This is a genomic window from Shewanella decolorationis (assembly GCF_004354305.1).
GTDB classification, from domain to species: domain Bacteria; phylum Pseudomonadota; class Gammaproteobacteria; order Enterobacterales; family Shewanellaceae; genus Shewanella; species Shewanella decolorationis.
Genome location: NZ_CP037898.1, coordinates 4,339,243 through 4,358,957 on the forward strand (window position 1 = coordinate 4,339,243; position 19,715 = coordinate 4,358,957).

Genomic DNA, 19,715 nt, shown 5'->3' on the forward strand with positions numbered 1-19,715 from the left:
TCGAGTAGGATTTATTTCAACGCCTCTGGGACGATAGGGTAGTTATCCCATACTCGACCGTCGCTCATTGAACGAACCAGCTTGATATATTCAGCGTGGGTCCAGGCGAGCGGGGTGGCGGAGTTAGTGCCTTGGCCGAGTTGATATTGGTAACGAGTGGCGTTACCCACACCGTCCCATGCTTGCTCGGGGAGCATTAGCCCCGCGTTGGCGAAGGTTTCCATTCCTTGTACATAGGTATTGATAAGTTGCTGTTTGGTTTGCTGTGCGTTTGCACCGCTTAGCTCTCCCTTGGCGCTGGCGAGGGCCAGCTCAAAATGCCCACGTTCACCGGTGAAGAAGGGCCATACGCGGCCGCGTTGGTTGTCGCTATTACTGCCCGATTCGGCGTAGTTTGCGCCAGTGAGGGTATCTTCACCGTAGCCGTCGTTACCGTAACGTCTAAAGCCCGGCACACTACTGCCATCTTTTGCAGTAAAGCTGTATTTGAGGCGTAAATTGTCCTCAAGCTCGGTGTTATCCACCAGCGCAAGACTTTGATTAATCAGCTTATCGGTTGCGCCACGTACGCCATAGCGCACCAGCTCTAAAAAGCCGCCATCGAGGATCTGGCGTTGATCTAATCCCACTCGACCATTATTGGCGGCGAGTGTCTCTGCGGTGTTTGGCTCACCATTCGGGCTTAAGCGCAGATAATAAGGCGCCTTAATGCCTTGGCTATCTGTAAGCAAACCTTGGGTCGTCACTAAGTGTTTTTCAAGTTGTTGATTAAGCGTTTTGGCGGTCGCTAAATAACGTTGAGCTGCATCGCTGTCGTTTACTGCCTTGGCAATATCACTCGCAGCCGCTAAGCCTGCGATCACGGCGGCGGTGGTGGAAGGCGAATAACCTGCTTGTTCTTCCCAACGTTCTTGCTGAGTTTTTGGCGGTGTAATTTGGGTGTGATTCCAGTCGAGATTGACCTCACCGCCGCTAACTAAAAAGTCCGCCGCAGCTTTTAACATCTCTTGATACCAGTGGCTCAGTTCAGCTTGACTCAGCACGCCTGCTTGCCAAAGTTTCCAGCCGAGCATGATCGGCATCGCCGTTTGGTCGAGCTGTACGCCCACCCATTCAATTTGGCCGTCCACATGGGTCTTTTGTAAAAACCAACCGGGCGTGCCGCTAAAGCCTGGGGTTTTATCACTCACTTGCACCTTTTTAAGGTACTCAAAGGCGACTTTAGGCGTTTGGGTATCACCCATGGCGAGAAATGCCATGGCGCACTGGTAAAAGTCACGGGGCCAAACGGCCTTGTAACCCGTGCTGGGTGTGACAGCAGGGACGGTATCGCCCCAAGGATTAGAAAGCGATGCGATAAGGGCGCCCGCGTAGGTTTTATCTTCCTGCGCCTTGAGTACCATGGCACTGGTATACAGCAGCTTGCCATTATCTGTGGTGCTTTGCGCCATAGCAAGCATCGCGGGCAGCGATTGTAAATAACTGTGCCAACCGGCGTTGTATTGGCTCAGCACCGCATCATACCCCGCCGTTAAGCTGGCGTTGGCATTGGCTAAACTGCTGGTTTCATCATGGCCAAAACCGATGGCCAAATTCACATTAAGAGGTTGATTCGCTTGGAGTACGGGATAACTGGCGGTAAAGGCAATGTTGCCTTGAGTCGGATTTTCGGCGCTGCTGGTGGCCTGATACAAGGTATCAAGCTTGCCATTATCGGCTAAATCGGCCAGACCGTCGGATACACCGACAAAACCGGTGGTCGCCTGCGCAAAATCGATATCCGATTTAACCGTCATCACGCTGCTGTGTGGGTCAGCGGTGCGAGCGATAAGGGCTTGATGATCGATTCTGCCAATATCATTCGCGCCCGCATTATCGATATGGGGGTTAACGTATAAATGCGGTGTGATGCCCGCTTCAAAGGCGGTAAACGTCACGCGCATCATCAGCGTATCGCGGTCTGGGTCGGTAAAGATATGTTTTTCTATCTGATACTTACCTTCAACGTCGCGGTTGATAATCTTATAAGCCAAGGATTGTGGGCGGCCATTGGCGTCGGTATCTAAGTATTCAATGCTGCTGATAGTGTTGTCTTTCTCGGTATCGACAAAGCCATTGCCAGTGAACACAAATTGCAACTCTTTGAGCTGAGCATTGTGAATAAGGCCGTACATGGTCTCGGTTAAAATCCCCTGCGCGACGGAGAACCACACGCGGCTAATGGGATTTTGAGCACTATCTTGATATTGCCCTTGAGTATAAGGCTCATAGGAGGTGCCAATCCCGGTTTTGCCGGAGAACGCCCAAGTAGGCGCTTTGCCGGGGGCTCCGGGGGCTATTTGTGCATTTGCGTCTGTGGGGTTGGCGACGGTCGGTGTTGATGAGTCAGCATTGGGGGCCGAGGGTGAACAGCCCGTTAAACTGGCAACGCCGATAAGACTTGCGGCGATTGCAAGCGCAATCGGCTTACGGCTTAAGTTGCGGCGGTCTGAAAAGCTGCGAGCTTGCTGCGAAGGTACTGTTGTCGATGCCATATTCATCAAAATCTCCCCAATCAATAGATGGTGCTAATTGCGATTTATTCTTGTTGTAAGCTATGTGGCTATGCGTCTTGGCGTTTAGTTGCCCAAACGCCTAAACGCTAAGTTTGCCGAGTTGTAGGATTTACACTTGAGTGTGCTGAGTATTCGGTTGCTCAACAAAGAGCACGGCAATTCCGGCGCAGAGCATCAGAACGCCGCCGGTGATCAGGGCATAGATGGGTTGACCATCAAATAATCCATTAAGAATTAAGCCTAAAACACTGGCCGCGAGCAGCTGTGGGATCACAATAAAGAAGTTAAAGATCCCCATGTACACGCCCATCTTTTTCGGCGGCAAGGCACCGGATAACATGGCGTAGGGCACGGAGAGAATCGAAGCCCAGGCGATACCCACGCCAATCATCGGCAGCCATAATAGACTGGGATCTTTGATAAAGTAGAAACTGATCAAGCCAAAACCGCCGCAGAACATATTAAAGGTGTGGGTCAGTTTGATGCCGATACGTTTAGCCAGTAGCGGGATAAACAGGGCCGCAATGGCCGAAAATCCATTGTAGGAGGCAAAGAGTACACCCACCCAATCGGCGCCATCGTTATAGGCTTTAGACAACACATCGCTGCTGCCAAAATGGTAGGACGTCACCGCCGAGGTGGTGTATATCCACATCGCAAAAAGCGCGAACCAAGAGAAAAACTGCACTATGGCTAATTGATGCATGGCCTTAGGCATATGGAATAAATCATCGACCACATTAAAGACAATGCCCAGTTGCGAACGTTGTGAGGGCGTTGATTTACCTAAGCGCAGGGCGCAGTAAAGTTGCAATGGGCCAAAGGCAAAAATCCCTAAGGTTAAAATATACAGCTGCTTATCTAAATCCTGTGCCCACACCGCAAGCGTCAGCAGTGCGCCTACCGCCATCCAAACGATAGCGGCAAATTGGTAATTCTTATGGGTACGAGTGCGATGTTGTTGCTCATCTGCGCCTGCGTCAGCATTGCCATGGAAGGCGGCGAGTTCATCGGGGGAATATTCTTTGGTGGAGATAACAGTCCAAGCCACACTGAGAAACAGTACGGCGCCACCAAAATAGAAAGCATAACGCACAGAATCGGCTATTTCACCCGCGGGCGCGGTATTGGCGACATCAAAGTAGTTGCTGAGAACATAGGGCAGAGCCGAGGCCACCACCGCGCCGATGCCGATAAAAAAGCTTTGCATAGCATAGCCTTGAGTGCGCTGCTTGGGAGGCAAATTATCCCCCACAAAGGCACGGAAGGGTTCCATGGCGATATTGATTGAGGCATCCATAATCCACAGCATGCCTGCGGCAATCCATAACGTCGGGGAATGCGGCATCACAAAAATCGCGAGCGTCGTACAAATGGCGCCGATTAAAAAATATGGCCGGCGGCGACCTAAACGCCCCCAAGTGTTATCGCTCAGATAACCAATAATAGGTTGAACCAGCAGTCCCGTTAACGGCGCGGCAATCCACAGGATCGGAATATCATCGATAGAGGCGCCAAGGGTTTGGAAAATGCGGCTGACGTTGGCATTTTGCAGTGCAAAGCCGAATTGGATCCCCAAAAAGCCAAAGCACATATTGAAGATTTGCCAGAAATTCAGCTCGGGTTGCACCTTATGCACGGTGCGCTGCGCCACCTTGGGCGAGAAACTTTCTAATGGGGTAACCGTTTGTTGATCCGCGGACATGCAACTTCCCTTCAGTAGCGGGCAGCGGGGCTGCCTTGAGTCATTTATCGTTATAATGTGTGGCCTATTCAATGGCCTTTGCTCAGTTTTACGCGTTATTGTGCTAGTTCCCTGCGGTCGAGAAACAGACGTCCTGCGAGGCTGAAAAAATGGCGAATACACCTCTCCCTCAGAAGCATATTCGCCAATAAATTCATTTCATACTGTTAAGCTAGAAGCTGATGTAAAAGCTAATGAGTAGAAAAGAACCTAAGTCTGACAGCTATCCTCATAGGCAACTACCAGAAACGACCTCACATTGTTCAACCCCACAAGCAGAGGGTGAAACTAGCGAATTTATAGTAGCCGCAGCGCCGATTGACGCACAACCGCTTACATACGTATTCATCATTCCTTGATAACCCTGTTGAAACAGCTCTGTAACTAATGGTGTGTGGATTTTACGTGAGGCGTGGATGGGTTTAAACCCTAGATATACCCAGTTATCACATCGGTGGGGATAAGTTCAGCGTCTTAGAATGGGGTCACTCGCGCTGCGATAAGGGGAAATGTGTTGATATCTGCTAATTGGTGGGTAAGTACATGGATCATTTTCAATTTAATCAACAGACTCATTTTTATAGGCTATTGATAGCGAAAGCATAATGCATCACTATGTCGCCAGACTTTACTGACAGTTAGCGACTTGCCGCCATTGATGTTTGGCAAGAGCAATTGAGTATTCATTCTGGCTTGTTATTACGCCCTTAAGGAACCCTATGTTTGTTATCACCTTAACCTACAAAAAACCGCTGGCCGATGTAGAACAGCATTTGGCGGCCCATATTGCCTATCTCGATGAATATTATGCCAAGGGTACCTTTATCGCCTCTGGCCGTAAGGTGCCCCGCACTGGCGGAGTGATCCTTGCCAAAGCGGATAATCGCGCCGAGCTTGAAGCTATTGTCAAACTCGACCCCTTCTATATCGAAGAGGTGGCCGAATTTGAGGTGGTGGAGTTTGTACCTACTCGGGCCGCAGCAGGTTTAGAAGCTTTAGTTGAGCAGATTTAAAGGGGAGGGATACGAGCTAAAAACATAATGGAATATACCCAAGATTTAATGCAGCCTGTGGATCTTGAATGGGTGCCTGCGCAACAAGTCCCTATGGCCTTGCTGTTAGAGGCCGATCCTTCCACTGCCAGTATCGAAGCGTATTTGGATAATGCTTGGTGTTTTGCCGCCAAGTATAAGGATGAGATTGTGGCCGTGTGTGTGGCTAAGCTAATTCGCGATAAGGTTGCGGAAATCTTCAATATGGCGGTGTGGCCTGACTATCAGCGGCAGGGAATTGGTTCTGTGTTACTGTCATTTGTTTTAACTGAATTGGCGAGAAAGTCGGTGGTTCGTGTGGAATTGGGTACGGGTAGCTTTGGGTATCAACTTACTTATTATCAGCGACTAGGGTTTAGAGTCGAGGCTGTGATAAAAGATCACTTCTTAACCCATTACGACGAACCTCTGTTTGAACAGGGATTACAACATAAGGATATGCTTCGATTAGCGCTGGAATTATAAACCGTGCTGACGATTATAGACGTAATGACAAATCGAAAGGCTCTCGAATGAAACGTTATTTCACGGCAGTCTTATTTGCACTGTTCTCTCAAGTCGCACTGTTTTCAGAAGTCACAGTTGCTGAGCCACTTAAGTGGCAGACAAATTTTGCTGATCATGAAGCGGTAATTTTTGCCTCAAGCACGGGTGTAAATAGCTTGAAAGATGCGATAGCCGCAGTTCCCAAGTCGGTGTGGATTCGCTCGGTACAAGTGTCACCCCTTGCACAGTTCGATGGTCTTCAGCACGAGTTGCACACTTATCTGCAGCAACATTATCCGCAGATGTTAGCCGATGCCTTGGCTTCGGCGGGCAATATACATAACCCAAAGGTGGTGGCCCTACGGGAGGGATTTAAGGAAGCCACTCTCGCCTCAGGTTTTGTTAAGCAGATGAATAGTGATTTTAGTGGGCGCTGCGAAAGTATCACTTCCGTGGATATCGAGAAGTTTTTTATCACGACACAATCCTCAACGCTCCAATTTGAGGCCATGGTTTGGTTAAAGACCGAACAGTGCCACTAGGCTACAAAAATCCCTTATCTAGCCTGTGTAGCTATCAACATTTCCCTGACCAAACTGCTATCCCTCTTTACTGAGTCAGCCAATCAATGCTGTTAGATATTGGATACTCGCCAAAACATGACTGATGCGAGTACAGGTCTTGAGGGCACCAGAGTAGGTGCCCTTGCTGGTTTTGAAGAACAGGCTTGCGATAATTTTAGTGCCGCTAGATGGGTTGTAAATGGAAGGCGATCGCGATGCGGTTCCAGCCATTTATGGCGATAATTAGGCTGGTCAGATCGACAATCTCCTTCTCTGAATAATGCTCGGCGAGCGCGGCATATTCACTGTCGTGCACTGGCGATAGGGCGACGCGGGTTAAGGTTTCCGTCCAGCGCAGCGCTGCTTGCTCCCGTGCATCAAAGAGTCCATCGACTTCGTGCCAAGCAGCCAGTAAATCTAAACGGCGCTGGTTTTCTCCGTCGTGGCGCGCTTCTTCGGCGTGCATTCGCTGACAAAACGCGCAGCCATTGAGCTGTGATGCCCTAAGTTTGACTAAATGCACCAATAATGGCGAAAACGCCGAGTCAGCGGCCGCTTTATCTAGGCTAATGAGTGCGTTGGCGAGCTCGGGTTGGAGTTGGTAAATCTGTTGGCGTGGAATTCGTTCTGACATAAAGCCTCCTGTAAGTTGAGGCTTGAATCTAAGGTATTAATCGGCCGTTATATTGGAGATTTGCGACATCTTGCGTTTTTTATATTGCCCCGGTGTTTGCAGCATCACCCGTAAAAAGTGCTGATGTAGATGGGCTTGATCGTAAAATCCACAATCGAAGGCGACCTGCGCGAGACTAAGCGACGGCGATTGACTCAATAGGTTGCGGGCAATTTTTACTCGATTCAGCTGCAATAACTGCGCGGGCGATAAACCCGTTTCCTGTTTAAATTTGCGTTCAAATTGCCTTCGACTCATGGGGAGTTGCCCGTAAAAGGTCTCCAAATTGGCTTGGGTTTGGATGAGTCGAGGCAAGGTTGCCGGCACTAGGCTCATGCGCGTCGATAAGCTTAAGTCTAATTGCTGCGCTCGTTGCAATAGCCAGTGTTCCACGAGGGCGATACGCTGGCTTGGCTTGGGCGTATCAACGAGTTGGTATAAGAGCGTTGTTAAACCAACGATGGGCCACTGGGTCACATCGATAACGCTTGCTGTCGTATCGGCCTGCATGGCGGCAAGCTCAACCCCTAGTAAATGGAAGGCGCCACCGGGCTGAAAACGCACCGTAATTTGCTCGGTACCCGGTGCGAAGCTATGGCTATGGCGCTGCTGGCCCGAGTAAAAATACACCGAAGGCGCGTCGCCAATGCCGGGCGATGGCAAATAAAAATGCAGGCTTGTGCCACCATCGGGATAGAAGGTTTGGTCGATTGGCTCGAGTAAATCCGCCGCGATACGCAAATGAAAATAGCGCTGCACCCAAGGGCGCAGTGGGGCAATGGCTTGAAAATGATTAAAGCCTAAGTGGGCAAATAGGGTCTCGAAACGCTTAAAACTGCGCATTTCGAGTTCATCAGCCGTGTATCGCAAGGTCGTCACCATTAAGAATTGGGGAGTTTAGCTTAAGCTAACTTAATACAATTTGCATCCGTGTCGAGTGTGACTCAGTCGTGGAGGGCAGTGGTACTGCTCAAATGAAATCCGCCAACGGTTGCCAAACGCTGTAACTAAAACTAAGCAACTCAATAATAAAAAATAGTCACCAAGAAGGGCTTCTTGGTGACTATTGTAATGGCCACTGTCGCTACGATTGCTGTGGCAATAGTCACTGTCGCAATAGTGAATGTTGCTCGGGGCTTTTAGCGTCGATTTAGCGCTTGTCGTTACAGCGCTTTAAAGCGGATCGCAGTGCCGCCACTGCTGGCAAGTTGTAATGTCAGGCTATCCTTGGCGCTAACCTCTTTAGTTTCAATCACATAATCATAGGGATTGGTTTTCCAATCGGCTTTAGCGCCATCACGGTAGATCTGTGCTTGATAGCGTTTATTTGGGTCGAGGAAATCCAGTTTGACTTTAACCTGACGGGCATTTTCATCGGTCAGCGCGCCTAAGTACCAATCCTGTTGATCCTTGGCCTGACGGGCAAACACCACATAATCACCCACTTCGCCAGCCAGTGCGATACTTTGATACCAGTCTGTTGGCACATCGCGGATAAATTGGAAAGCATCCAAATGTTTCTGATAATTACGCGGTAAGTCGGCAGCCATTTGGATTGGGCTATAGAGCACCACATACAGGGCGAGCTGCTTCATCAAGGTGGTTTGCACGCGGTTTTCAGCATCTAAGCCCTTGGGAGCTAAGTCAAAAATCCCTGGGGTAAAGTCCATTGGCCCTGCCAGCATACGGGTAAAAGGCAACATGGCAGTGTGTTCTGGGCTATTTGGTGGGCTGCCCCAGGCATTGTACTCTTGGCCGCGGGCACCTTCGCGGGCGAGCCAGTTAGGATAAGTGCGGCGCAGCCCAGTATCTTTAATCGGCTCGTGGGTATTAATGCTGATATGGTGCTTGGCTGCTTCGGTAACGCTGTGAAGATATTCGCCCACCATAAACTGACCGTCGTGCCATTCGTGACGGGTGATGCCGTTTTCATCGATGCGTTTGATTTGTCCACCGTCAGCCACATAACCGGTTTTGACTTGGGTCACGCCATGTTTTTCATACAGGGCGAAGGCATCATCCATTTGATTACGGTAATGGGTCACTGAGCCTGCGGTCTCATGGTGACCAATCAGGCGCACGCCTTTTTTGGCGCCGTAGGCGGTAATGGCGGGTAAATCGAAATCATCGTAGGCCTTGGTAAAACTGAATTGATCGCCATTATGGAACCAATCGCCATCCCAACCTTGGTTCCAGCCCTCGACCAAAACGCCATCAAATTGGTACTTGGCGGCAAAATCCATATAGCGCTCAGTTTCGCTAGTGGTTGCGCCGTGTGTTGGACCCGAGCCCCAAGTGTTTTCATTGAGGTGCATCCCCCACCAAATGCCGACATATTTGCCCGGTTTAACCCAAGAGACATCTCCCAGTTTATTGGGTTCGTTCAGGTTGAGGATAAGGTGCGAATTAAGCAGTCCCGTGGCCTTGTCGGCGATTTGAATGGTGCGCCATGGGGTATAAAAGCCCGCTTGGGTTTTAACACGAGTACCATCTGACCAAGGGGTGAGATCGGCCTTGAGCTTGCCATCGCGCTGTTGATCGAGGGTCATCGAGGCAAAATCAACTAACGCCGCCTCGTGAATGCTCAAATGGGTGCCATCGACCAGTTTAAAGGTAAAAGGGGTGTGGGCTCGGTCGACCTGATTGAGTGGGCTGGTGCGATACAGATATTCGTAGCGGTTCCATCCCCGAGAAGGGATCCACCAGGCGGTGGCCTTATCACTCTGACCAATATTAAATTCGGTGAGTTCATCGGTGATGGCAAGCGGTGTATTCGCTGGCAGGGCGTTTTGGGCGGCTAAGTGATAACGAAAGCCAATGCCATCGTCAAAGGCTTTAAACTCGAGGTTTAAGTCGATTTTACCGTCGGTTAATACCACGCTCAGTTGATTGTGTTGATCCCTTATCCACTCTTGCTCACCCCAAGGTTGCTGCCATTTGCCATCGGCGCTGGCGGTGTGGCTCGATTTGATTCGTAGACCTTGGCCTAATTCGCCCAGTGAGGCAAAGACTAACCCTAAGCGGCTCGGTTCGATAATCGATTTGCCATGAAAATGGATTTGGTATTCTGGGCGGCCCGTATCATCACTCAGACTCAAGACGATTTGCTTGTCGGGTGAGCTTAGTTTGAGGGTCTGCGCTGTGGCACTGTTGCAGAGCAGGCTGCCAATGCTGAGTGCTAGCAAGCTGGGCGTAAATAGGCTGGCGGCCCAATGGCGGTGATGTCGTTTTGGCGAGTTGATGTGGCGTGCGTGGGTAAGAGGATTGCTGAACATTCCCTGATCCTTGTTTTTATAGTGAATATGGGTCAATGCATACTAGTGGCGATGACTTTTTGCTCGCAATGCTTTGCATACGTATTCACCATAGTGAGCGGTTAGGCGGCAGGCCGAACGCAAAGTGTAAAGAGATGGGTTTTAACCGCTGACTCGGGTAGAATGCGCGGCTTTATGGCGCTCAAGCATGTATGGGCGCGATTTTTGAGGCGTCAGCGGTGAAAATCAGTCAGCGATTACAGCAGATCAATCGAATGGTGGGCCCTAGTTACGATCATATTTGGGACTGCTGCTGCGATCATGGTTTACTCGGCATGCTGTTACTGCAAAGAAATGCTGCACCTAAGGTGCATTTTGTCGATTGTGTCGCGCCCTTGATGCAGCAACTCAGCCTTGAGTTAGCAAGGTTTTTCCCTCTGCAGCCTATCTCAAACCCTCAAAACGCAATTGAGCAAACCGCCAATCCCCAGAGTGAATGGCAAGTGCATTGTATGGATGTAGCGGCCTTGCCACTGGCGCAATACGGAAAGCAAGCCAAACACTTAGTAATTATTGCGGGTGTGGGCGGTGAGTTATTGGTTGAATTGGTTCGCAGTATTGTGGCGAATCAGCAAAGACAAAGTGATGCCCGGAGTGGAACTGATTCGGGCAACCATGACCTTAGTCAAGACACTTGCCAGCTCGAATTTATTTTGTGTCCCGTGCATCATAATTACCATGTGCGCAGCGCGTTGGCGGAATTGGGCTTAAAACTTAAAGATGAATATTTACTCGAAGAAAACCAACGTTTCTACGAGATCCTGCATTTAACTCAGGCCAATGCCTGCTCAAAAACGAATACCAGTTCAAAAACAACTGAAGCAGTGCCCTTAAGTGCGGCGGGCTCAATCATGTGGCAAGGGTTAGATGCGGATAAAACCAACCAAGCCAAGCGGTATCTTGACCAAACCATAGGCCACTATCAGCGTATTCCTGAGCATCGCATGCCCAACAAGTCGCAAATTGTGGCGGCCTATCAGTACATTTTGCAGCAACTGAATTGTTAACCTCATAGGTCAACATGCGGCCATTGAGCGCTTAGCCGTGGCGTTGAAACGGTTTTACTCTGTAAATCCATCGAGTTGATTTATGCTATTAGGCCGTTAATCTTGAGTTTTATTATGCGTTTATTGAAGTCCACCCAAGCTGCCAATCTCAATCTTAAACAGGCGAAGATTTTTTATCGCCAAGCCGCCCGTGCCATTGTGCTGTCAGGGGAAGATATTTTGCTGCTCTACACCCAAAAATATCGGGATTACGGTTTGCCTGGCGGTGGGGTGGATAAGGGCGAGAGCCTTGAAGTCGGACTTATCCGCGAGTTGCAGGAAGAAACCGGCGCCATTGCCGCCAAAGTGTTAGCGCCCTTTGGTCGTTATGAGGAATATCGTTCTTGGTTTCGTGAGGGCGCAAATGTTGTACACATGGACTCTTACTGTTACCTGTGCGAAATCGATATGAACCTTGGCGAGCGCGGCCTAGGTGAGCCAAGACTCGAAGCCCACGAGATAAAAAATGGGATGCGCCCTGAGTGGATCAATATCCATCAAGCGATTGCCCATAATGAAGAGATCCAACGAACGTTCGCCAATAAAGGGCAATCCATCGACAGGGAAACCTTTCTGCTCAAACGAATCGTTGAAGAGTTGCTGTAGATAAAGTCAGCTTGATGGGGTTAATGCACTGTGGTTTAAAGCGCCGCCATAAAAAAAGCCATCCTGAGGATGGCTTATGAGGATTTCTGTGAAGGCTGCCTTAACCGTTAGATCACGGTTAAATAAATACAAAAGAAATGGCTCATTGCGCCCGCCAATACAAATAAATGCCAAATCGCGTGATTGTATGGGATGCGTTTACCGACATAGAAGATCACCCCTAAGGTGTAAAACAACCCGCCCAATAGTAGAAGCTTAAATCCTAGCGGTGACATCGCCGCCGTTAAATCGCCCATCACAGTCACACACAGCCAACCCATTACTAAATAGAGCACTAGGCTCATTTTTTTAAAGCGATGAATAAACAAAGTCTTAAATAAAATCCCACCAATAGCCAAGGACCAAATCGCCGTCAGGATAATGGTGGATAGTTGTCCTTGCAGGCTGATTAACATCAGCGGGGTATAGGTGCCTGCAATTAAGCAGTAGATAGCACAATGATCGGCAATCTTAAGTTTATGTTTCCAGCCTACATGCGTTACGCTGTGATACAGGGTAGAACTTAAAAACAACAGGATAAGGCTTGCACCATAAATAATAACACCTGTGAGCTGAATATTTGTGAGGTGGTCTGCGCCCTTGAGGATCATAAACACTAAGCCGACCACACCCGCGATCACCCCTAGGCCATGGCTGATGCTATTGGCAATCTCTTCACTAAGGCTATAGCCACTGATATTCAATGGTTTTTCATGACTCATTTGCGGCTCTATCAAACTCTGGCTTGGCATGCTGTTGATCCACTCGATGGCGATAATGACTGAGTCTATCAGTTGATAAATTGGAAAGCCATAATTAGCTTACACGTGTAAGCTAATTTATTTTGAGATTTACATCATCAACTGAGACTGAGGCGAGCTCTTATCTAGTTGTACAACATTATGGTGACTGTTTACGACTGATTAATGTCAACGCCTTGGAACTTTGTGCGTTGCACTTTCTCTAATCTCCCGTAGATGTCATGGATTTGTTAAGTACTTTGTCCATTAAGTACTAAGGGATGGATTTTGCCTGTTCGTTCGAATATTACCCTAGAAGATGATCTTAGTTTTGATGCGTACGGCCGCGTGACAAACGAAGAGACCGTACCATTTTCCGCTATGCCTTTTTGTGCAACGTCTTTCAGTGCTACAGATTTGAATGCTAAGCCTTTTAGCGCTCATGCTGAGCCTTTGAGGAGCGATATAAGCCTTAATTTGCATGAGGCTAACCAAAAAGACATCGATAGCACATTTCAAACATCTTCAAAACTAAGCGGGGGAGAGTGGTCGCAGTATTTCAATCTTAAGCCATTGCTTTGGGTTATCTTGGGTCATGGCTTACTGCTGTTGTTATTGATTTTCCTATGGCGAACCCAGTCGGAACACTTAGGGCTGTCGTTTACCGAATCATCTGCGAATGCACGAACTGCAACCAAGGCGTTAAAGGCATATTTTATTTATGCGCCGCCAACGCAAACCGATCCAGCGGATCCTCCTAAAAATTCCTCTGTGGAAGAACCTACAGTTTCTAGTGAGCCGATCACTTCGCCGCCTAACACTACGCAGCTGACAGTGAATGTTGAACCGGCAGCGAAAGTGATACCAAAACCCGCGGAAAAGCTTGCGCCAAAAACTACAGAGCAGATTGCAAAACCTCCTGAAGTCAGCGCCCAAGCGTCAAATAGAGCAGTTTCAAAGACTCCAACACAGGGCCAAACCCAGCAGAGTGCAAAAGAAGCTATTAAGCCTCAAAAGGCAGAAGTCCAATCAAGCTCGGCTCAAGTGGCAAGTACTCAGCAGTCAGATACTGGTGAGCAAAGCAGCGGTGCGGCTGGTAGCGTGGGGTTATTTACCCAGCGTTATTTTGAACGTCAGCGTGAGCAAGCCTTAGATGATTTAGTGTTAGAGCAGGCAAATCATTACGGCAAACGGTCGACTATGTCTGAAATGAGCCCCGAGATGGAGGTGTTGATTGTTCCCAATGCCGACGATTTTAGCGGCCCCACCAGTTTAGATTTAGAACTGGATCCTAATCGAATTGTCCGTAAAGGGGATACCTGCTATCGGGTCGTTAAAGTCGGCACCCAAATTAATCCCTATGCTGAGAATTTAGGGTTCCCCTTCAATTGCAGTGGCAAGAAAATGAATCAAGAAATTGACGATGCCATTAAGGCGCAGCTGGATAAAATGATGGTAAAGCGGCCAAAAGGTTAAAAAGTAGTTGTGATAAATTTTCACTAAAAATTGTTTTAACTATGATCTCTAAAACCAATTTAGGTTAAAGTCGTTTAAATACATTGCGTTATGCGTTCTTTAATTTTGATTGATAATTTGGTTTTTATCCTAAAATTAGGCTTGTTTGTTCGCTGCGCTTCTGCCTATACTTTTGCCCATCTTGTCGGAGTGCCTCTTGGCTGAGACCGTTTATTCGGGATCCGTTGAACCTGATCAGGTTAAAACCTGCGAAGGAAACAAGCATAATAACATCCATTAAATCGTGACAGCGGCCACCTTTTGCCCTGCATTAACCCATCGATTTAGTCGTTATTGAGTCCGCAAATCCGCTTAGGGTTTGCAGCGCTCAGCTTAAACACTCAAGTCTCCAGACAAGCAACCCCATTTTTATTTGTTAAAGTGAGATTGCTTATGTCCAGTTTAGAATTGTCCTCAGAATCTATTGCCGTGAACACCCAAGGGCAAACGAGCCGCCGTGCAGCGCGCGCCCAGGCCCAAGCCTTTATCGATACCCTTAAACCATTACAACATCCTAATTCGCAAAAGCTCTATTTGCAGGGGAGCCGTGAGGATCTCCGTGTAGGGATGCGGCAAATTCTGCAAACCGATACGCGGATTGGCGGCACTGCGACTGCGCCCATAGTTGAGAAAAATCCTCCCATTCCGGTGTACGACTGCGCAGGGCCTTATTCCGATCCGGCTGCGCAAATTAACGTGCGCCAAGGACTAGCCAAACTCAGATTACCTTGGATTATCGAGCGCCAAGATACCGAAGTGCTCGATTGTGCGACCTCAGATTTCACCCAGCAACGCCTGAAGGATGATGGGCTCGATCATCTGCGCTTCGAGGCCGGCTCAAGTGCGATTGTTCGTCCTCGCCGTGCCTTACCGGGTAAGCGCGTGAGCCAATTACACTATGCCCGCCAAGGGATCATTACCCCCGAAATGGAGTATGTGGCGATTCGGGAAAATATGGCGCTCGCCGAGGTGCAGGATGAAATCTTAAACCGCCGCGGCCAAGGTGAATCCTTTGGCGCCGTAATCGGTAAATCGATTACCCCAGAATTTGTCCGCGACGAAATTGCCCGTGGGCGCGCCATTATTCCGTTAAATATCAATCACCCTGAAGCCGAGCCTATGATTATTGGCCGTAATTTTTTGGTGAAAGTGAATGCCAATATCGGCAACTCGGCGGTTACGTCCTCCATCGAGGAGGAAGTCGAAAAGTTAGTCTGGTCAACCCGTTGGGGCGCGGACACTGTGATGGACTTGTCCACTGGGCGGTATATCCATGAAACCCGCGAATGGATTATCCGTAACTCGCCAGTGCCGATTGGCACAGTGCCGATTTATCAAGCATTGGAAAAAGTAAACGGCGTGGCTGAGCACCTGACCTGGGAAGTGTTTCGCGATACCTTGATTGAGCAAGCGGAGCAGGGCGTCGATTACTTTACCATCCATGCGGGCGTGTTATTGCGCTATGTGCCCATGACCGCCAAACGGGTGACTGGGATTGTGTCCCGCGGCGGCTCGATTATGGCCAAATGGTGCTTGAGCCATCATCAAGAAAACTTCCTCTATACCCATTTCCGCGAGATTTGCGAGCTGTGCGTTGCCTACGATGTGTCGCTGTCATTAGGCGATGGTATGCGTCCAGGCTCGATTGCCGATGCCAATGATGAGGCGCAGTTTGCCGAGCTTGAGACCTTAGGCGAGCTGGTCAAAATCGCCTGGGAATACGATGTGCAGACCATTATCGAAGGGCCTGGACATATCCCGATGCAACTTATCAAAGAGAATATGGATAAGCAGCTTATCCACTGCGTCGAGGCGCCGTTTTATACCCTAGGGCCGCAAATTACCGATATTGCGCCGGGTTACGATCATTTCACCTCCGGAATTGGGGCTGCGATGATCGCATGGTATGGCTGCGCCATGCTTTGCTATGTGACGCCGAAGGAGCACTTAGGTTTACCCAATAAGCAGGATGTCAAACAAGGGCTGATTGCCTACAAGATTGCTGCCCATGCGGCCGATATTGCTAAAGGCCACCCGGGCGCGCAGATCCGCGACAATGCGTTGTCTAAGGCGCGCTTTGAATTCCGTTGGGAAGACCAATATAACTTAGGGCTTGACCCTGATACCGCGCGTGCCTATCACGATGAATCCTTGCCACAGGAGTCGGCCAAGGTTGCGCACTTTTGCTCTATGTGTGGCCCTAAGTTCTGTTCGATGAAGATCACCCAAGATGTACGTGACTATGCGGCAAGTTTAGCGGCGGGTGCGTTAGCAGGGGCTTCGTCAAGCCAAAATGTTGAGAGCGCTGAAGCGCTTGCATCGATAAACTCTGCTCCACAAGGGCAAGCTAGCAAAGAAGCAATCCAGCAGATCAAAGTCAAAACCCAAGATGAATTAGCGGCGGCCATGGCGCAAAAATCGGCCGAGTTTGCGGCTTCGGGCGCCAAGCTGTATCTACCGCTAGGCGATGCAAATACTGCCAATGAATCGGCCAAGCATCAGGATGGGACAGAACTCCAATCCATAGTACAGGTTGCGGAGGTTTGATAATGACCCCTGCTAAACATATTAGCCAAGTGGCGCCTAAACCTATCGTCTGGACCATTGCGGGTTCCGACAGCGGTGGCGGCGCGGGGATCCAAGCCGACTTAGCCACCATCAAAGATTTGGGCGGCCATGGATGCAGCGTGATCACCACGTTAACGGCTCAAAGTTCGGTGGCGGTGGATTTAGTTGAGCCTGTGAGTGAGGTAATGCTACTCACACAGCTCTCGACCCTGTTAGCCGATCTACCGCCTCATGCGATTAAAATTGGCTTACTCGCGAATCAGCAGCAACTGCATTTAGTTGCCGATTGGTTGGCTGGTTTTAAAACCCAATTTCCACTCGTCCCCGTTATTCTCGACCCTGTGATGGTTGCAAGCTGTGGGGATGAACTTGGGGATAAGAGCACGGCGAGCAAACCTCTGGATTTTACTCCCTTTAAGGGCTTGATTAGCCTGATAACGCCGAATGTGCAGGAGCTGGCAAGGCTTACTGTCGCCAAAGACAAACAAGCGTCAGCAATACACACAAAAGCTGAATTCGCCGCTGCGACAATTCAACTCTCTGAACAATTAGACTGCAGCGTATTAGCCAAGGGCGGCGATATTGATTTTGTAGCTCAGGCAAGTGCTGGCATTAATACAAGGGATAGCTTAAGCGAGCAACAAAGCGATATCACAAGTCATCGCAGTGCCAAAGATAATCAGCGTATGGCGGAAGATCTGCTGATTTGTCATCAGGTTACGGGCTGCTCACCTCTTGACGCTAATGGCGGCTTTTGGCTCAGCAGTGCGCGGATAAACACGCGCCATAACCACGGCAGTGGTTGTACTCTGTCTTCAGCCATCGCCTCGGTATTAGCCTTCGGCTTTGTATTGCAGGATGCCGTTGTGGTAGCAAAAGCCTATGTTAATCAAGGTTTAACTCAAGCACAGGGTATTGGCAAAGGTCCTGGGCCACTCGCGCGTACCGCTTGGCCGCATAGCTTAACGGCGTTTCCTCACGTCACGGCTTATTCTCAAAATAGCTTGAGTGAATCCAGTGATTTGCAATGCGGCGCGTTTAAGCGCCTTAATCCTGACTTAGGAATCTATCCCGTTGTCGATAACCTACAGTTACTAGAGCAGTTATTAGCGGCGGGCGTGAAGACGGTACAGCTCAGGATAAAGTCTAATGCGCTAAAGTCTAATGTGCTGGCGTCGGACGAACTTGAGGCACAAATCCAAACCGCGATTGCCTTAGGCAAGCATTATGATGCTCAGCTTTTTATCAATGATCATTGGCAGTTAGCGATAAAACATGGCGCATTTGGGGTGCATCTTGGCCAAGAAGATCTGGCGGTGACGGATCTTAATGCCATTCATGCCGCGGGATTGGCTCTTGGCATCTCGAGCCACGGTTATTTCGAGTTGCTGCGTGCCCATCAATATGCGCCATCTTACATCGCCCTCGGGCATATCTTTCCTACGACCACCAAGCAAATGCCATCGGCGCCGCAGGGGTTATTCAAGTTAGCGCATTATGTTGAACTGTTTAAAGCGCACTATCCCTTAGTGGCAATTGGCGGAATCGGGCCTTCTAATCTTGACCAAGTCAAAGCGACTGGGGTGAGAAATATTGCCGTGGTGCGGGCGATTACCGAGGCGAATGATCCAGTAATGGCCTTTGCCGAATTGACACAGGCTTGGGAGTTAAGCCTATGAGCACGACACAAGAGCAGGCCCAATCCCTTGCCGATAAAGACTTTATTCGTTATTCGCGGCAAATATTTTTACCCGAGGTCGGCGAGGCTGGCCAGTTGCAGCTGAAACATGCTCATGTGCTTATTGTCGGCCTAGGCGGCCTTGGACAACTGGCGGCGCAATATTTAGCCTGCGCTGGTGTTGGGCGCTTAACACTTGTCGACGGCGATAGGGTGGAATTATCCAATCTACCGCGACAATTGCTCTTTAGTGACGACGATATTGGCCATCACAAAGCCCTCATAGCTAAACAGAAATTAGCCGTGTTGGCGCAAGGTTGTGAGATTGATGCCGTTGCTGAGCATCTGACTCTTGAGTCTGCGAACGATGTATTCGCTCGTCTGTTAGCCCATGACGAAGAAACTCGGTTAGTACTTGATTGTACTGATAATCTTGCGGCACGCCATTGTATCAATCAGCTGTGTATTGAGCATGCCTTACCTCTGGTGAGCGCCTCCATTGCCGCTTTCAACGGCCAATTGTTTGCCGTTGATCAGCAGCGTTTCCCTACGGGCGGCTGTTATCACTGTATTTTCCCCTCGAATACTCGCGCGCCACAAAACTGTAGCAGCCAAGGAGTGCTCGGCCCCAGTGTCGGCGTGATGGCATCGATGCAGGCGCTGCTAGTGATGCAATTGTTGCTCTTAGCCACGCCGCCAACCTCTGCAACAGAACAAACAGGTAATCAATCTTTCGAAGAGACAAGCCAACCAATAGCCTCCACTAGAGCGTTACTTGGGCGATTTTGGCGTTTCGATGCCAAGTCACTTCAATGGCATTCGGCTGCCTTAACCCGTGATCCAGAGTGCGAGGTGTGCGGATTAAAGCCGAGTGCATTAATGCAATCAACTACAGCCGTTTCATTCAAATCTGTCCCTAATCGAGGTTTGTTATGATTTTAATTCATCTCAATAATGTGCCCCAGACACTTCAACAACCGCTGAGTTTACAAGCCCTGTTAGAAGCACAAAATATTTGCCAACACTCGGTTGCCTTAGTGCTTAACGAAGCCGTTGTACCCAAACATAGATGGTCATCTATCCTCTGTCACCATGAGGATAAAATTGATGTATTTGCCGTTGTCGCCGGAGGTTAA

General features: G+C 49.3%; 16 protein-coding genes and 1 riboswitch. Of the genes, 10 read left to right on the plus strand and 6 right to left on the minus strand.

Annotated elements, in window-relative coordinates; genetic code table 11:
- Positions 1-11 precede the first annotated feature (11 nt).
- Both EYR25_RS19420 and EYR25_RS19425 read right to left on the minus strand, forming a co-directional pair.
- A complete protein-coding gene (locus tag EYR25_RS19420) occupies positions 12-2,534 on the minus strand; it encodes a glucan 1,4-alpha-glucosidase (protein WP_133182968.1) in 2,523 nt (840 codons plus the stop codon).
- 130 nt (positions 2,535-2,664) lie between these two features.
- Positions 2,665-4,260, minus strand: a complete 1,596-nt coding sequence (locus tag EYR25_RS19425; RefSeq protein ID WP_133182343.1) for an MFS transporter — start codon at positions 4,258-4,260, stop codon at positions 2,665-2,667.
- Between the two features lie 758 nt (positions 4,261-5,018).
- Here EYR25_RS19425 and EYR25_RS19430 point away from each other — a divergent pair.
- From EYR25_RS19430 to EYR25_RS19440, 3 genes are read left to right on the plus strand one after another with little or no spacing between them, the layout of a single operon-like run.
- A complete protein-coding gene (locus tag EYR25_RS19430; RefSeq protein WP_023267012.1) occupies positions 5,019-5,312 on the plus strand; it encodes a YciI family protein in 294 nt (97 codons plus the stop codon).
- A 27-nt stretch (positions 5,313-5,339) separates the two neighbouring features.
- Positions 5,340-5,816, plus strand: a complete 477-nt coding sequence (locus EYR25_RS19435) for a GNAT family N-acetyltransferase (protein WP_133182345.1) — start codon at positions 5,340-5,342, stop codon at positions 5,814-5,816.
- Between the two features lie 47 nt (positions 5,817-5,863).
- On the plus strand, positions 5,864-6,379 hold the full coding sequence (locus EYR25_RS19440) for a hypothetical protein (RefSeq protein WP_133182347.1): 516 nt from the start codon (positions 5,864-5,866) through the stop codon (positions 6,377-6,379).
- Between the two features lie 205 nt (positions 6,380-6,584).
- Here EYR25_RS19440 and EYR25_RS19445 read toward each other — a convergent pair whose 3' ends face one another.
- The 3 genes from EYR25_RS19445 to EYR25_RS19455 all read right to left on the minus strand — a co-directional run bounded on the left by EYR25_RS19445 (position 6,585) and on the right by EYR25_RS19455 (position 10,348).
- The gene (locus EYR25_RS19445; RefSeq protein WP_133182350.1) at positions 6,585-7,034 is read right to left on the minus strand and encodes a carboxymuconolactone decarboxylase family protein; all 450 of its coding nucleotides are present in this window, start codon (positions 7,032-7,034) and stop codon (positions 6,585-6,587) included.
- Positions 7,035-7,070: 36 nt separating this feature from the next.
- Positions 7,071-7,955 carry a helix-turn-helix domain-containing protein gene (locus EYR25_RS19450; protein WP_133182352.1) on the minus strand — a complete coding sequence of 295 codons (885 nt, stop codon included), beginning with the start codon at positions 7,953-7,955 and terminating at the stop codon, positions 7,071-7,073.
- A 281-nt stretch (positions 7,956-8,236) separates the two neighbouring features.
- Entirely contained in the window at positions 8,237-10,348 is a 2,112-nt protein-coding gene (locus tag EYR25_RS19455) for a glycoside hydrolase family 97 protein (protein WP_133182354.1), read from the minus strand.
- A 218-nt stretch (positions 10,349-10,566) separates the two neighbouring features.
- Here EYR25_RS19455 and EYR25_RS19460 point away from each other — a divergent pair, with 218 nt between their 5' ends.
- Positions 10,567-11,394: a tRNA (adenine(22)-N(1))-methyltransferase gene (locus EYR25_RS19460; protein WP_133182970.1), complete on the plus strand. Its 828-nt coding sequence runs from the start codon at positions 10,567-10,569 to the stop codon at positions 11,392-11,394.
- Positions 11,395-11,508: 114 nt separating this feature from the next.
- Positions 11,509-12,039, plus strand: coding sequence for an NUDIX hydrolase (locus EYR25_RS19465; RefSeq protein WP_133182356.1), 531 nt, complete (start codon positions 11,509-11,511; stop codon positions 12,037-12,039).
- A gap of 107 nt (positions 12,040-12,146) precedes the next feature.
- Here the strand turns inward: EYR25_RS19465 and trhA are convergent, their stop codons facing one another.
- Complete coding sequence (trhA, locus tag EYR25_RS19470) at positions 12,147-12,830, minus strand: PAQR family membrane homeostasis protein TrhA (RefSeq protein ID WP_133182358.1); 684 nt, start codon at positions 12,828-12,830, stop codon at positions 12,147-12,149.
- A gap of 276 nt (positions 12,831-13,106) precedes the next feature.
- On the opposite strand from trhA, the gene EYR25_RS19475 reads away from it, so the two are divergent.
- The 5 genes from EYR25_RS19475 (at position 13,107) to thiS (ending at position 19,715) form a co-directional block, all read left to right on the plus strand.
- Positions 13,107-14,294, plus strand: coding sequence for a hypothetical protein (locus EYR25_RS19475; RefSeq protein WP_133182360.1), 1,188 nt, complete (start codon positions 13,107-13,109; stop codon positions 14,292-14,294).
- Positions 14,295-14,469: 175 nt separating this feature from the next.
- A riboswitch (TPP riboswitch) is annotated at positions 14,470-14,568 on the plus strand.
- 158 nt (positions 14,569-14,726) lie between these two features.
- Positions 14,727-16,880: a phosphomethylpyrimidine synthase ThiC gene (gene thiC / locus EYR25_RS19480; RefSeq protein WP_133182362.1), complete on the plus strand. Its 2,154-nt coding sequence runs from the start codon at positions 14,727-14,729 to the stop codon at positions 16,878-16,880.
- Positions 16,881-16,882: 2 nt separating this feature from the next.
- Positions 16,883-18,580 (plus strand): thiamine phosphate synthase, encoded by a 1,698-nt coding sequence (gene thiE, locus EYR25_RS19485; protein WP_133182364.1) that lies wholly within the window; start codon positions 16,883-16,885, stop codon positions 18,578-18,580.
- Positions 18,577-19,515 (plus strand): HesA/MoeB/ThiF family protein, encoded by a 939-nt coding sequence (locus EYR25_RS19490; RefSeq protein WP_133182366.1) that lies wholly within the window; start codon positions 18,577-18,579, stop codon positions 19,513-19,515. Before thiE ends, EYR25_RS19490 begins: the two co-directional genes overlap by 4 nt.
- Positions 19,512-19,715: a sulfur carrier protein ThiS gene (gene thiS / locus EYR25_RS19495; RefSeq protein WP_037430926.1), complete on the plus strand. Its 204-nt coding sequence runs from the start codon at positions 19,512-19,514 to the stop codon at positions 19,713-19,715. Before EYR25_RS19490 ends, thiS begins: the two co-directional genes overlap by 4 nt.